This window comes from Micrococcus sp. NPDC078436, assembly GCF_040702705.1.
Taxonomy (GTDB): domain Bacteria; phylum Actinomycetota; class Actinomycetes; order Actinomycetales; family Micrococcaceae; genus Micrococcus.
Map to the genome: position 1 here is coordinate 72,488 of NZ_JBFBLX010000011.1, position 12,845 is coordinate 85,332.

11 protein-coding genes, 1 tRNA gene and 1 rRNA gene are annotated in these 12,845 nt (G+C 72.7%); 6 read left to right on the plus strand and 7 right to left on the minus strand.

Annotated features, from left to right (window positions below; genetic code table 11):
* Nucleotides 1–33: 33 nt before the first annotated feature.
* A complete protein-coding gene (locus tag AB0302_RS07710; protein WP_366371126.1) occupies nucleotides 34–492 on the minus strand; it encodes a hypothetical protein in 459 nt (152 codons plus the stop codon).
* A 78-nt stretch (nucleotides 493–570) separates the two neighbouring features.
* On the minus strand, nucleotides 571–1,617 hold the full coding sequence (locus tag AB0302_RS07715; protein ID WP_366371128.1) for an aldo/keto reductase: 1,047 nt from the start codon (nucleotides 1,615–1,617) through the stop codon (nucleotides 571–573).
* Between the two features lie 40 nt (nucleotides 1,618–1,657).
* Between AB0302_RS07715 and AB0302_RS07720 the strand changes: the two genes are divergently transcribed.
* Nucleotides 1,658–2,560 (plus strand): fumarylacetoacetate hydrolase family protein, encoded by a 903-nt coding sequence (locus AB0302_RS07720; RefSeq protein WP_366371130.1) that lies wholly within the window; start codon nucleotides 1,658–1,660, stop codon nucleotides 2,558–2,560.
* 90 nt (nucleotides 2,561–2,650) lie between these two features.
* On the opposite strand, the gene AB0302_RS07725 is transcribed toward AB0302_RS07720, so the two are convergent.
* Nucleotides 2,651–3,916, minus strand: a complete 1,266-nt coding sequence (locus tag AB0302_RS07725) for an endonuclease/exonuclease/phosphatase family protein (RefSeq protein WP_366371132.1) — start codon at nucleotides 3,914–3,916, stop codon at nucleotides 2,651–2,653.
* A gap of 196 nt (nucleotides 3,917–4,112) precedes the next feature.
* Between AB0302_RS07725 and AB0302_RS07730 the strand changes: the two genes are divergently transcribed.
* Together AB0302_RS07730 and AB0302_RS07735 are read left to right on the plus strand one after the other, a co-directional pair.
* Nucleotides 4,113–4,919 (plus strand): NAD(P)-binding domain-containing protein, encoded by an 807-nt coding sequence (locus AB0302_RS07730; protein ID WP_366371134.1) that lies wholly within the window; start codon nucleotides 4,113–4,115, stop codon nucleotides 4,917–4,919.
* Between the two features lie 68 nt (nucleotides 4,920–4,987).
* The gene (locus tag AB0302_RS07735; RefSeq protein WP_366371136.1) at nucleotides 4,988–6,574 is read left to right on the plus strand and encodes a DUF5129 domain-containing protein; all 1,587 of its coding nucleotides are present in this window, start codon (nucleotides 4,988–4,990) and stop codon (nucleotides 6,572–6,574) included.
* Between the two features lie 39 nt (nucleotides 6,575–6,613).
* Here the strand turns inward: AB0302_RS07735 and AB0302_RS07740 are convergent, their stop codons facing one another.
* Together AB0302_RS07740 and AB0302_RS07745 are read right to left on the minus strand one after the other, a co-directional pair.
* Complete coding sequence (locus AB0302_RS07740) at nucleotides 6,614–6,844, minus strand: helix-turn-helix transcriptional regulator (protein ID WP_248115332.1); 231 nt, start codon at nucleotides 6,842–6,844, stop codon at nucleotides 6,614–6,616.
* On the minus strand, nucleotides 6,844–7,323 hold the full coding sequence (locus tag AB0302_RS07745; RefSeq protein WP_366371138.1) for a DUF2975 domain-containing protein: 480 nt from the start codon (nucleotides 7,321–7,323) through the stop codon (nucleotides 6,844–6,846). Before AB0302_RS07745 ends, AB0302_RS07740 begins: the two co-directional genes overlap by 1 nt.
* Nucleotides 7,324–7,596: 273 nt before the next feature.
* Between AB0302_RS07745 and AB0302_RS07750 the strand changes: the two genes are divergently transcribed.
* Together AB0302_RS07750 and AB0302_RS07755 are read left to right on the plus strand one after the other, a co-directional pair.
* The gene (locus tag AB0302_RS07750) at nucleotides 7,597–11,019 is read left to right on the plus strand and encodes a lamin tail domain-containing protein (protein WP_366371140.1); all 3,423 of its coding nucleotides are present in this window, start codon (nucleotides 7,597–7,599) and stop codon (nucleotides 11,017–11,019) included.
* The gene (locus tag AB0302_RS07755) at nucleotides 11,016–11,780 is read left to right on the plus strand and encodes a hypothetical protein (protein WP_366371142.1); all 765 of its coding nucleotides are present in this window, start codon (nucleotides 11,016–11,018) and stop codon (nucleotides 11,778–11,780) included. The genes AB0302_RS07750 and AB0302_RS07755 overlap by 4 nt, the downstream gene beginning before the upstream one ends.
* 197 nt (nucleotides 11,781–11,977) lie before the next feature.
* Here AB0302_RS07755 and AB0302_RS07760 read toward each other — a convergent pair.
* Nucleotides 11,978–12,054: transfer RNA gene (locus AB0302_RS07760), tRNA-Pro, on the minus strand.
* Nucleotides 12,055–12,191: 137 nt separating this feature from the next.
* Between AB0302_RS07760 and AB0302_RS07765 the strand changes: the two genes are divergently transcribed.
* Nucleotides 12,192–12,656: a hypothetical protein gene (locus tag AB0302_RS07765; protein ID WP_366371144.1), complete on the plus strand. Its 465-nt coding sequence runs from the start codon at nucleotides 12,192–12,194 to the stop codon at nucleotides 12,654–12,656.
* Between the two features lie 103 nt (nucleotides 12,657–12,759).
* On the opposite strand, the gene rrf is transcribed toward AB0302_RS07765, so the two are convergent.
* A 5S ribosomal RNA gene (rrf, locus tag AB0302_RS07770) occupies nucleotides 12,760–12,845 on the minus strand; the annotation flags it as partial.

Sequence of the window (12,845 nt, forward strand, 5' to 3'; positions counted from 1 at the left end):
AGGACCGGACGTCGCCGCCCGCGCCGAGGGGGCTCAGCGCCCCCCGGGCACGTCGTAGAAGATGTCCTCCCCCACCAGGGGCTCCCCCGTGGGCTCGAGGAGCACCAGCTCGTCCTCCAGCACCGTGCCGTCCGCGGTGGTGAGGTCGGCCGTGAAGCCGCTGCCGGACTGCCGGATGCCCTCCACGGCCGTGTAGCCGTACTTCCGCACGAGGTTCTCCCGGAGGGCGGCGAGCCCGCTGAGGTGCAGCCAGACGCCGAGCCCCAGCAGCAGCCCCGTCACCGCGAGGAATCCCATGCCCACGCGGCGCTGCGTGCGGGTGTCCCGCAGCAGCCGCACGTCCTGGTTGCGCCCCGTCGACGCCGCGAACCGGCGGTGCCGGTGCGCGCGCCACGCCCCCGCGACCACGAGGGCGACGCCCGCCACGGCCGCGACCGCGGCCGTCCAGTAGAGGATCCAGGGCGTCCAGAGGTCCACACGCGAGAAGTCCATGGCTCCATTGTGGGCCATGTCACATCGAGTGCCCGTGCCGCGGACGCGGATTCACCCGCTCCGCCCCGGAGGGCGGGGTCAGGGCAGGTTCTCGCCGCGCGCGGCGGTCCAGAGCCGATGCCACTGCGCCGCATCCATCGCGGCGGCCACCTCAGGCGCTGCGGCGCACGCCGCAAGTCGGCCGGGGTCCTGGCTTCCCACCACGGGGCGCACGCCCCACGGCAGCTTGAGCAGCCAGGCGAGGACCACGGCCTCCCGCCCCGCGCCCAGCTCCTGCGCCACCTGCGCCACGACGGCTGCCGGCCCGCCCGCCGAGGCCAGCGCGGCGGCCTCGGCGGGGTCGGTGGGCACCGAGCCGTCCGAGCCCGGGGTGAAGCGGCCCTGGCCGAGCGGACCCCAGGCCTGAAGCTCGATCCCCTCCTCGGCGCACACCCGCCCCAGGTCCGCCGCGCCGGCGGTGGCCGGGGCCGCGCCGTGATTGGCGAGGACCTCGGCCTCCACGAGGGTGCGGTGGTGCAGGCCCAGCTCGAGCTGCGCGCAGGCCAGGCCCGTGCCGTCTGCGGCGAGGCGGCCGAGGGCGCGCTGGAACGACAGGAGGCGACCGGTGCCGAGGTTGGACACCCCGAGCCGGCGCACCAGCCCGGCCTCCCGCGCGTCGAGGAACGCCCGCACCGTGTCCTCCACGGGAGTGAGCACGTCCGGGCGGTGGATGATCAGCGTCTCCACCGCGCCCGTGCCCAGGCGGCTCAGCGAGCCCTCGAGGGCGCGGCGCACGTGCGCCGGAGAGGAGTCGTAGCGCGTGACGCCGCCTCCCGCGGGGTCCTGCCCGGGGAGCACGATCCCGGCCTTCGTCTGCACACGCAGGCGTCCCCGCTCGGCCGGGTCCAGCTCGGCCAGCAGGGCCCCCGTCGTCGACTCGGAGAGGCCGCCGCCGTAGATGTCCGCGGTGTCCAGCACCGTGATGCCGGCCTCGAGGCCAGCGCGCAGCGCGCCGCGCGCCCGCGCCAGGGCGACGCCGGCGCCGGGGCCTGCGCTGTGGGGACCCTCGCCGTCGTCGACGGGGACGCCCCATCCCATGGTGCCCAGGATCAGCGGGGACGCGGCGGCGTGCTCGGCGGTGCTCATGCCCTCAGCGTCTCATGGGGCCCTGTGGTGAGATGGGCGCATGAAGCTCGCCACGTTCCGCCAGCCCGACTCCGACGCCGCCTACCCCGGGGACACCTTCGCCGCCGTCATCACCTCGGTGCACCCGGATGACCCCGAGGTCGCGGTGCGCGCCGTGGCCCTCCCCGGCTGCCGCGACGTCGGCGAGCACCTGACCTCGACGCCGCAGGAGCAGAAGGAGCGCGTGGAGCAGGCGCTGCGCGCCGCCAAGGAGGACCACTCCCTCCTGCTGGACACCACGCAGCTGGTGTACGACACGCTCATCCCGTTCCCCACGAAGGTGATCTGCGTGGGGCTGAACTACACGGACCACATCGCGGAGACGGGCCAGGAGCGCCCCGAGCATCCCACGCTGTTCGCGAAGTTCGCGCAGTCGCTCACGGGCGCGCTGGACCCGATCGAGGTCCCCGAGGAGGACCACCGCGTGGACTACGAGGGCGAGCTGTGCATCGTGATCGGCGAGCCCGGGCGGCGCATCGCGGTCGAGGACGCGCGCGAGCACATCGCCGGGTTCGCCGTGGCCGACGACGTCTCGATGCGCGGCTTCCAGGGCCGCACCTCCGAGTGGCTCCAGGGGAAGGTCTGGGAGGCCTCCACCCCCGTGGGCCCGTGGCTCGTCACCCCGGACGAGCTGTCCAAGGACGCCCGCATCCTGACCCACGTGAACGGGGAGGTGCGGCAGGAGAGCCGCGTGGCCGACGTCGTGTTCTCCCCCGAGCAGCTCGTGGCCTACGCCTCGCAGCTGATCACGCTGAACCCGGGCGACCTCATCCTCACCGGCACCCCGGCCGGCGTCGCGCTGGCCCGCAAGGACGAGGAGGGCCGCCGCCCGTGGCTGCGCGCCGGCGACGTCGTGGAGGTGGAGATCACCGGGCTGGGCCGGCAGCGCAACGAGCTCTGCTGATCCGCGCAGACGGCGACGAGCCCTGCGTCGTCGCGCCTGTCCGCGGCGGACAGGCGCGACGACACAGGGCTCGTCTGGAGCTGAGGGGCCTCAGCGCTTGCCGGGCACCTTCACGTCCACCCAGGTGAGGCGGTGGTCGGAGGTGGGGAACGGATACTCGCCGGTCAGCTCGGAGCCGGGCTGGCCCTTCTCGGGCCAGAAGACGCCGGCGCCGCGCAGCGGGAGGTTCTTGGACGGCAGCGCCAGGTCCACGCGGAGGTTGCCCGGGGCCGGGCTGTCGTTGAAGTCGGCCGTGTCGAGGCTCGGGTCGCCCTCGTGCGTCAGGTTGGCGCCGCCCTGCAGCACGGACGCCTCGGCGCCGCCCGCGGAGGTGGGCTTCGGGTCGCGGATGCGGGAGTGGAAGAGCAGCTGGTCGATCGCGCCGTCCCACGAGTCGCCGTCCACCGGGTCGGCGTTGTAGTCGCCCAGGATGACGAAGCGCTCGCCACGGTCCAGGCCGCCGTGCACGCCGGCGTCGTCGTAGAGGTACTCGGCGGTCTTGCCGCCGGTGACGTAGTCGGCCCACAGGCGGATCTCGTCGTGGTTGCGGCGCTTGTTGCGCATCTCCGGGCCGTCGAAGGACGGCGGGGTGGGGTGCGCGGCGAGGAGGTGCAGCGTCGTGGTGCCGACCTGCACGGGCACGTCCCAGTGGGACTTCGAGGACAGGCGCAGCTGCTCCTGCTCCTCGGGGCTGTAGAAGTCGGTGGGCATGACGTTGCCCGGCATGTCCTGCCAGCGGAAGTCCTGGAAGGTGCGGATCTCGTCCTCGAGGATGGGGTGCTGCGAGTAGACGACCATGCCGTACTGGCCCGGGAACAGGCCGAAGCCCCACGCGTCGTCCGGGCCGCCGACCGTGCCGTCGTTGTTCAGGTCCAGGCCCGAGGGGACGCCGGTGTTCACGGGAGCGGTGTAGCGGTACGCGTACTCGATGGGCTCGTGGCCGTTCTGGCCCACGGAGAGGTAGTTCTCCTGGAACAGGCGGGCGCCCTCACCGGCGGCGTCGAAGTCGAACTCGTTGACCAGCAGGATCTCGGGGCGCGTGGTCTGCACGACCTCGGCGATGTTCTGGGCCTGCGCGTTGTCCGGCGTGGAGAGGTCGCGGACCAGCTGGCCCTCGGTGCCGCGGTTCAGGGACGCGTTGTACGTGGCGATGCGCACGTCGTGCTTGGTGCGGGCCTCGACGGCCTTCGCCGGTCCGGCCTCGACGGCGGCGCGGGCCTTGGCGTGCGGGGCGGGAGCCGCGCCGGAGGCGACGGCGCCGGTCACCGCGAGCGCGCCGACGGCGATCGCGGCACTGAGGGTGCGGAGGGGACGCATGGGGAGACTCCTTCGGGAGGGGACGACGACGGCGGCCACGGTACGGCGCGCAGACGCCGGGCCGGTGGCGCGGCGGTGAACAGTCGGTGCGGGGCGGGACCACCTGAGAGACGAGCCCTGCGCTGTGGGACCCATCGGCGCCGGACGTGGACGACGACGCAGGGCTCGTTCCCTCCTCCCGTGATGGGATGGTCCCATGAGCCCGACGTCCGTGGACCCCGCCCTCCCCCGGTTCCCGCATCTCCCGTCGACCGTCGGGATCCTGGGGGCCGGCCGCGCCGGCACCGCGCTCGCCCGCGCCCTCGCGCGCATCCCCCGGCTCCATCCCTGGGTCGCCGCGCCTGACGTCGTCATGGCCGCCACGCGTCGGCCCGCGGCGGTGCAGCGCCACCTCGGCATCTACGCCCCGGAGGCGGTGGCGGTCGCCCCGGAGGACCTCGCTCAGGCGGAGCTGACCGTGGTCGCCGTCCCGCGCGAGGCCCTCGACGACGTCGACCCCGCCTGGTTCGCCGGGCCCGCCACCCGGGCGGTGGTGGACATGACCAACACCTGGGAGGCCGAGCCCCTGCCGGACTGGATGGACCCGCACGACGGCGACCCACGACTCGGCACGGAGCGCCTCGCCGCGCGCTGGGCGGCGGCCGGGCTCACGGCGCCCCTGGTCCGCGCGTTCTCCGAGATCTCGCACCACGACCTGGGCGTCGCAGGCCGCACCGAGGCACCGCGCTGGGCGCTCGCCATCGGCACGGAGCGGCACACCGACGGCGGGGGGCATGCCCTCCCCGGCGGGCGAGAGCGGCTGCGCGCCCGGGACACGGTGATCGACCTCGTCCACGCGATGGGCTTCGACGGGGTCGTGTACCAGGGGTTCGAGGAGGGAGCCCGGCTCGAGCCCGGCGGCCCCGCGTTCGGCTCCGGCGGAGACCTCGAGGAGCTGTCCCGCCGCATGAGATCCTCTCCGGAGTGGCCGGATGCGCGACCGGACGCGTGGCCACGGGAATGACGCCGACGCCGCCCGCGCCTGTGCGTAGGCTGTCATCGACTGATCACCCGGACCCCGAGAGGACCGCCATGACCCGGCCGACGCCCGACGCTCCGCTCTCCTCCCCGCGCTGCTCGGGCCCCCACCGCACCGCCTCTCGCTCGGCCGCCCTGGCCCTGGCTGCCGCCGCGGTGGCCGGTGCGGGGACTCCCGCCCTGACCGCGGGGGCCGTCGCCGGGACGTCCGCGGCCGCGGCCCTCGCCCTCGCGCCTGCCGCGAGCGCCGTCCCGGCCGAGCAGGTGGACCTCGCGGACACCGCGGGGATCCTCGACCGGAACCAGCTGCTGCGCGACCTCGCGGAGATCGAGTTCCGCGAGCCCACGCGCGTCGCCGTCTTCACCGAGCGCGGCCCGGATATCCGGGACCTCGACGAGGACCGCCGGTCCCAGGCCTTCAACGGGCGCGTCCTCGACCACGCCCGCACGCAGCGGCCCGACTGGCTGAGCGCGGACGGGCAGAAGTGGGCGGACGGGCTCGTGATCGTCGCCGTGGACCCGGACAACCGGATGCTCGGCGTGTACCAGGGCGAGGACCGCAGGCTCAGCACGGACACACAGGCGGCCGTCCGCGACGACGGCAAGGACGCGGCCCGCGACGCGCGGTGGACGGACGCCGTCGTGGACATCGTGGACTCGGCGGCCTCCCGCATCGGGCGGCCGCTGCACGAGGAGCCGGGCCTGTGGTTCGGCACGGGCGGCGTCGCGGTCGGAGGGGCGGCCGCGGCCGCGGCGGTGATCGCCACCCGGCGGTCCCAGCGCCGGAAGGCCGAGGCCGACCTCGACGCGGCCCGCACCCACCTCACCAGCGTGACGATGGACTGGGACGCCACGGAGGTGAACGCCTCCACCGTGCCGACCGACGACCCGTTCGGCGCACGCCTGATGGAGCGGTTCCGGGGCTTCCACCAGTCCACCCTCGACGCGACGCGGCGGCTCGAGGACCTCGACGCCGTGCCGCCGGGCCGCCGTCACGCGAAGTCCTTCAGGAAGGACGCCGGCAGCCTGCGCGACGACGTCGCGGAGCTCGACCGCCTCGACGACGCGATCGCCGATGCGAACACGTTCCTCAACCGCCTCCCCGGCTGGGAGGACGCCTGGGACCGCCAGGCCGGGCCCCTGCGCTCGGACCTGGACCACGTCGGCGACCTGCGCGAGCACCTCGACGGGGTCGCGGGCGCGGCGGCCCCGCTGGGCGCACTCGAGTCCTTCCGCACCGAGGCCCTGGGCGAGCTCGAGTCGACCGGTGCCGGCCTGACCGAGCGGAGGGTCACCCCGCAGGCGGCGCTCGAGTCGCTCGACCGCCTCCGCCGCCGGCTCACCGACCTCCTGGAGCAGGTCGCCCAGGCGGTCTCGCTCGCACAGGACGACTCGGACGACATCCGGCTCATGGAGGAGGGGCTGGACGAACACCGCCGTCGTCCGCGGGACGCGCGCGGCTCGATCCTCGACGCCGGCGACGGCTGGCGGACGTACTGGACGATCACCTCGTTCGACGCCGGCTACCGCGCCGGCGTCTCCTCCGTGGAGTCGTCCCACCATGGCTCGACGGGCTCGGGCACCGGCTACGGCTCCTCCGGCGGCTCGTTCTCGGGCTCCGGTTCGTCGGGCAGCTTCTGAGCGGGGCGCCCGCGCCTGCTCCGCCGGGCCTGGCCTGCCTCAGGCGCGGGCGCCGACGTCGTCGCCCTCAGGGACCCACTCCAGCAGATCTCCCGGCTGGCACTGCAGGACCTCGCACATCCGATCGAGGGTGGTCAACCGCACCGCCTTGGCCCGCCCGTTCTTCAGCACCGCCACGTTGGCCGGCGTGATGCCCACCCGCTCGGCGAACTCCCCCACGGACATCTTGCGGCGGGCCAGTTCGACGTCGATCCTCACCACGATGGGCATCAGATCACCTCGTCCATCTCGGCGCGCAGCCGCGTGGCGCGCACCAGGAGGGCCCGCATCACGAGCATGAGCAGCGCCATGGCCAGGCCCGTGGCGACACCGGCGAACAGCAGGAGGAGCCACAGCGGCGGGCCGGCGACGGTGGCGGACTGATAGATGAGCGTGGCCGCGCACACGAGAGCGCCGCCGAGGAAGGCGCCCACGATGGCGTTCACCCATGGCAGCGCGCGGGAGGTGAAGATGCGGTCCGACCGGGTCAGGGCCAACAGGCGGATGGTGCACACGATCCCGCCCTGGACGCACGCCAAGCCGAGGATCGCGAGAACGGTGATGGGCCAGCGCATGTGGGCCTCGGCGGGGAGCTCTCGAGCCATCTCCGCGCCCAGGGCCGGCAGGCCGATCACCTGCAGGAGGAGGATGAGCACCCCGACGGCCGCGAGCAGCGCCTGGAGCACCCAGGTGGTGAGGCGATGTGTCATGCCCCGACTTTCGACCGGAACCTATCGAAAGTCAATACCTTTCCGCTGCGCCCCTCAGAGCCACGGCCCCGCCAGCCGGATCCTCCCCACGGCCTCCTCAGAGCGGCGCACACCCCCAACGGCACCACACCCCACGCCCTCCGCGTCCTTGTCAGGCGCTGGAAGTGCCCTCACGACCGGGCCGTCGTCGACCGTTCACCTTCCCGTGGCCGAACGATCGAATCGTCGTCGCCCACGACTGGAACAGTGCGGAAGTCACCCGAAGGATCACCCATGGCTCCCCTGCCCCACGGATCACGTCAGCTCGTCGCCCTGACGGCTGCCGCCGCCCTCGTGGCCTCGCCGCTCGCGGCCTCGCCCGCCAGCGCCGCGCCCACCCTGCCGGCGCTGATGATCACCGACATCGCCCCGGACACCGCGGGCTCCGACCACTTCGAGTTCATCGAGGTCCGGAACACCGGCGACACCGCCGTCGACCTGTCGCAGGCCGGTCTCGCCTACATCTACGCGGACAGCGACGACACGTCCCGCGACGTCGCCCTGAAGGTGCCGTCCGGCACGCTGGTGCAGCCGGGCGAGACGGTCGTGCTGTGGCTCTCCTACACGAGCAGCACCGTTGACAGCTTCGCCCGCACCGAGCAGGACTTCCGCGACGACTGGGCCACCGAGGGCGCCGGGACCGACTACCGCCTCGTGCGCGTGGAGGGCCAGCCCGGCATGGCCAACGGCGGTGAGCGGGGCGTTCGCCTCACCCTGCCCGACGGCACGACGACGTGGTCCTTCTATCCCGCGGGCTCGACCTCGGCGGGCCGCACCGCACAGTTCCGCGTGGACGGCGACGGCGGAACCGCGCTGCTGGAGGGGCCGGCCGTCCCGACCCCGGGCCAGGTCTCGTCCGACGCGCTCGCCTCCCCGACCCCGGAGCCCGATCCCGGGGAGCCGGCGCCGGTGCCCGATCCCTCGCTGGCCACGGCGCCGCTGCAGATCACCGAGGTCACTCCTGACACGGCGAACGTCGACGGCGCAGACGGCTACGAGTTCTTCGAGGTCTACAACGCGACCTCCGAACCGGTGGACTTCGGCGACTACACGCTCGACTACCTCTACCCCGCGGACGATCTGACCAACAACAACGTCGTCACGTGGCCGGCAGATCCCGCCTCCTTCCTCATCCAGCCGGGCGAGACCGTCGTGTTCTGGATCAAGAACGGCAAGAACGACCACCTCACATCGGACGACTTCAACACCCACTTCGGCACCGACCTCGCGGCCGGAACCGAGCTGGTGGAGATCCACACCGGCGGCATGGCCAACGGCAGCCCGCGAGGCCTGCAGATCGTCACGAACACCGGGTTCCCGGTGAACACGGCCTACTACAACCTGAACGGCGCGGACGACGCGATCGCCGACCAGGGCATCCAGTACGCCGTCGACCCGGCTGACCCGAACCGGCAGACCCTCGTCGGCACCGCCCCCGCCTCCCCCGGCAGCGTCACCACCGAGCAGGTCCCCGCCGGCCTCATGCTTCCCGCCGCGGACGCCGCCGGACCCGTCATCGAGGACCGGACCGCCACCGAGGTCGACCCGGCGGCGGACTTCCCCATCGAGCTGCACATCGCTGACGACGTCCAGGTCAAGACGGTCACCGTGGCGGTGCGGACCTCCGGCATGGCCGAGCCCGTCACGCACACCCTGCGGGCTGCCGAAGGCGACCTCTACCGGCACGTCATCAACGCAGTCGACCTCACCGGTCAGCGGTGGGTCGAGTACTCCGTCGTGGCCTCCGACGGCACGCACACCACGGAGCTGGAGACCCGCCGTGTGCCGGTCGCGGGCGTCGATCAGAGTGGCGTCCGCCTGTCCGTGGCCGAGGGCGAGGTCGTCTCCGGCCGCGAACGGATCACCGCCGGCGGCGACGCCCACCCCTCCACGACCACCGTCGCGGTGGACGGCGTGCGTGTGGAGGGCACCGAGGCCGCACTCGAAGGTCGCCCGGTGTTCGCCTTCGAGGCCACCAGCACCGACGCCTTCTTCCGCAACGGCGTGCTCGTCGGGGACGAGGTGCTGCACATCTTCGACGAGGGCTTCTACGAACGAGAGGTCACCGTGCCCGTCGACGTGCCGCTCGAGCACATCACCGCCGGCGAGCCGCTGACGCTCAGCGTCTATGCGGGCACCAAGGCCTGGCCGAAGATCGACCCGGACGAGAACAACGACGACTTCCAGATCCGCAACCTGCGCCTCGTCCTGCCGGACGGCCGCACCCTGCGCCCGGCCGGCCTCGAGGACGGCACGCAGTGGATCCCCATGGGCGACGCCGCGGGCAAGAACGACGACATCGACGCCTCCTTCGACCTGCCCCAGGACGCCTTCTCCGCGACCGCGTTCGACTGGGACACCACCACGGTGGCCGACGGCGCGGAGGTCCGCGGCGCCCACACCCTTCAGGCCACTGCCTCCGATGCCGGGGCCGGCGTGGACGTCCTCACCGCCGAGCTGGACGGCACGCCCGTCGAGCTTCCCCATGAGATCAGCTCGCTGAGCCTGCCGGCGGGCGTGCACCGGCTCGTGCTCACCGCGCGGGACCTGGCCGGCAACACCTCGACCCGGACGATCACGTTCACGACCCCGGTCGAGCAGCCCGGGGCGACGCCGGTGTCACCGGCGGGCGGCGCAGCCGTCGACGGCCCGGACGTGGAGCTGTCCGCGACCGTCACGGCCCCCAGCGGCGATGCGCTCGACGTCGACTTCTACGCGGGCCGGGAGGTCGTTCCGGGCGAGGAGGGCCTCGACGTGTGGACCGGTGAGACCACCGTGGCCGCGGCCACCGAGCGGGACGGCAAGGTCGTGGCCGACGCCGCGGCGCTCGAGCTGATGGGTGCCGACGACGGCCGTGAGCACGTGGTGAGCTCGGACGACGCATTCCCGTACCAGCTCCTCGAGGTCCCCGTCGACGACGTCACCGCCGAGGGGAAGGTGCGCGTCACCTGGGACGGCAGCGCCAATCCGGACGCCAAGGTGATCCTCTCGGTGCTGAACACCGCCACCGGTCGCTGGGAGGAGCTCGACCGCGCCCTGACCACCGGGGACAACCCGACGGAGTTCACGCTCGAGGGCCTCGTCGACGTCGCAGACCACGTGCGCGACGGCAGCGTCCAGCTGCTCGTCCAGCACTCGGAGGGCTTCGCCCACACCGACCTGAGCACCCGCGAGTCCGCGGTGGCCGGCGGCCACCCGGAGGACGTGCCCCGCTCCGAGTACGACTTCACCCTCGGCTGGGAGTCGGACACGCAGTACTACAACGAGACCTGGTACGAGCATCAGCTCGCGATCCACGAGTACTTCCTCCAGGCGCTCGAGCGGCTCAACCTGGCCTACGTCTTCCACACGGGCGACATCGTGGACGAGTGGGACAAGCCGGAGCAGTGGGAGCGCGCCGACGACGCCTACCGGATGCTCGACGAAGCGGGTCTTCCGTATGGAGTCCTGGCCGGCAACCATGACGTGGGGCACGCCCTTGAGGACTACGGGCCCTACGGCACGTTCTTCGGCGCGGAGCGGTTCGACGGCAACCCCTGGTACGGCGGGTCGTACGAGGACAACCGGGGCCACGACGACCTCATCACGGTCGACGGCGTGGACTTCATCATGCTGTACCAGGGGTGGGGGCCGGCGACGAGGAGATCGCCTGGATGAACGAGGTGCTGGCCCAGCACCCCGAGCGCACCGCGGTCCTCAACCTCATCGAGTACATGCTGACGACCGGCGGCCTCGGACCGATCCCGCAGCGGATCTACGACGAGGTCATGGCGACCAACCCGAACGTCTCCCTGGTGTTCTCGGGTCACTACCACGACGCCTTCACCCGCGTCGACGGGTTCGACGACGACGGGGACGGGGTCGACGACCGTCAGGTCACGCAGGTTCTCTTCGACTACCAGGGCCTCGCGGAGGACGGCCTGGGATACCTGCGCCTGCTGCACTTCGACAACGAGGGGCAGCGGATGCTCGCCCGGACCTACTCGCCGTCCCTGCAGGACTACAACGCCGATGATCCGTCCCTGGAGCCGCAGCACCAGGAGTTCGAGGTGTCCTACGCCCAGCTCGGCATCGAGTCGCGGACCAAGACCCTGGGGACCGACGCCGTCACCGTCGAGGTGCTGACCGGCAAGCTCATCGACCAGCAGGCCGACGTGGCCTCCGGCTCCACCGTGAGCTCGACCTGGGCAGGCCTGACGCCCGGCGAGTACGGCTGGTACATCCGCACCGAGGACCCGTACGGCGCCGTCGACCTCAGCGCCGTGCGTGAGTTCGTCGTCGTGTCCCCCACCGAGCCGCCCGTCGAGGTGGAGCCGGGACCTGCCCCCTGGCATCCGGGCAAGGGCAAGGGCCTCAAGGACGGCGTCCCCCCGGGACACCGCGACGGCCACCCCGGCAAGGGCAACGGTCGTCCCTGACGGCCTCAGAACGGGAGGGGCGGGACTCGCGTCCCGCCCCTCCCGCTTGTTCGAGCAGGCAGGCGCGGCCCGGTGGGGCACCGCCAGCCGCCGTGTGGTCTGCGCCGTCCACGGCAACGGGGATGACGACGGCTGCTCGGCACCTCGACGGTGCCGACGACGAAGGCCCCCGCTCAGCTGAGCGGGGGCCTTCCCTGTGGTCGGGGTGACAGGATTTGAACCTGCGGCCTCGTCGTCCCGAACGACGCGCGCTACCAAGCTGCGCCACACCCCGTTGGCGGTCGAAGACCGGAATCCAACAGGGAGCCACACTACCACGGTGGAGTGACGGAGCCAAATCAGCCCATGCCCCCGCTCGTCAGGCAGGATGGTCACGACGCCGCCGCCGCAGGTGACAGCAGAGGAGGAGAGATGCACTGGCCGCCCTGGAGGCACTCCTCCCGCGCCGACATGCCCGCTCGCGCCGAGGACCGGCCGCGAGGCGTCCGTGAGAACCTGGCCCCGAGGGAGGACCTCAAGGCCGCCGCCGACGGCCTCCGCGAGCTGCTGGCGCGGGAGAGTGACCGTCTGCGCCCGGACACGTGGAGGGAACTGTGGGACCTCCATGCCGGGGTGGAGGCACTGCTTCCCGCCTGGGATCGGATGGCCGCCGCGCGCGCAGCGGAGGCTCTCGACGTGCTCGACGTCCTGCAGCGGCACCTCCCCCGAGCCGTGGACGCGTTCCTCGCCATCCCAGACGACCAGAAGCCCTGGCACGCCGACGAGTTCGCTCGGCAGATCGAGGTCCTGGGCCGGCGGGTCGAAGGATCACGGCGCCGGCTCACGCGTGTCCTGACCTCAGCCCTGGAGGCCCAGGGAGAGCTGCTGGAGGACTGAGGGCTCGGGGCTTCCCCGTGCTCGCCGTGGTGGAACGGAGCGGAGAAGACCCCTGAACGCAGCAAAGGCCCCGCACGAATGCGGGGCCTTTGCCTCAAAAGATGTCCGGCGGCGACCTACTCTCCCACAACCTCCCGGTTGCAGTACCATCGGCGCTGTGGGCCTTAGCTTCCGGGTTCGGAATGGAAC

What these genes read in the sequence shown, in the direction of transcription:
- AB0302_RS07710 (WP_366371126.1), bottom strand. Translation starts at nt 492, where the DNA reads ATGGACTTCTCGCGTGTGGACCTCTGGACGCCCTGGATCCTCTACTGG.
- AB0302_RS07715 (WP_366371128.1), bottom strand. Translation starts at nt 1,617, where the DNA reads ATGAGCACCGCCGAGCACGCCGCCGCGTCCCCGCTGATCCTGGGCACC.
- AB0302_RS07720 (WP_366371130.1), top strand. Translation starts at nt 1,658, where the DNA reads ATGAAGCTCGCCACGTTCCGCCAGCCCGACTCCGACGCCGCCTACCCC.
- AB0302_RS07725 (WP_366371132.1), bottom strand. Translation starts at nt 3,916, where the DNA reads ATGCGTCCCCTCCGCACCCTCAGTGCCGCGATCGCCGTCGGCGCGCTC.
- AB0302_RS07730 (WP_366371134.1), top strand. Translation starts at nt 4,113, where the DNA reads ATGAGCCCGACGTCCGTGGACCCCGCCCTCCCCCGGTTCCCGCATCTC.
- AB0302_RS07735 (WP_366371136.1), top strand. Translation starts at nt 4,988, where the DNA reads ATGACCCGGCCGACGCCCGACGCTCCGCTCTCCTCCCCGCGCTGCTCG.
- AB0302_RS07740 (WP_248115332.1), bottom strand. Translation starts at nt 6,844, where the DNA reads ATGCCCATCGTGGTGAGGATCGACGTCGAACTGGCCCGCCGCAAGATG.
- AB0302_RS07745 (WP_366371138.1), bottom strand. Translation starts at nt 7,323, where the DNA reads ATGACACATCGCCTCACCACCTGGGTGCTCCAGGCGCTGCTCGCGGCC.
- AB0302_RS07750 (WP_366371140.1), top strand. Translation starts at nt 7,597, where the DNA reads ATGGCTCCCCTGCCCCACGGATCACGTCAGCTCGTCGCCCTGACGGCT.
- AB0302_RS07755 (WP_366371142.1), top strand. Translation starts at nt 11,016, where the DNA reads ATGAACGAGGTGCTGGCCCAGCACCCCGAGCGCACCGCGGTCCTCAAC.
- AB0302_RS07765 (WP_366371144.1), top strand. Translation starts at nt 12,192, where the DNA reads ATGCACTGGCCGCCCTGGAGGCACTCCTCCCGCGCCGACATGCCCGCT.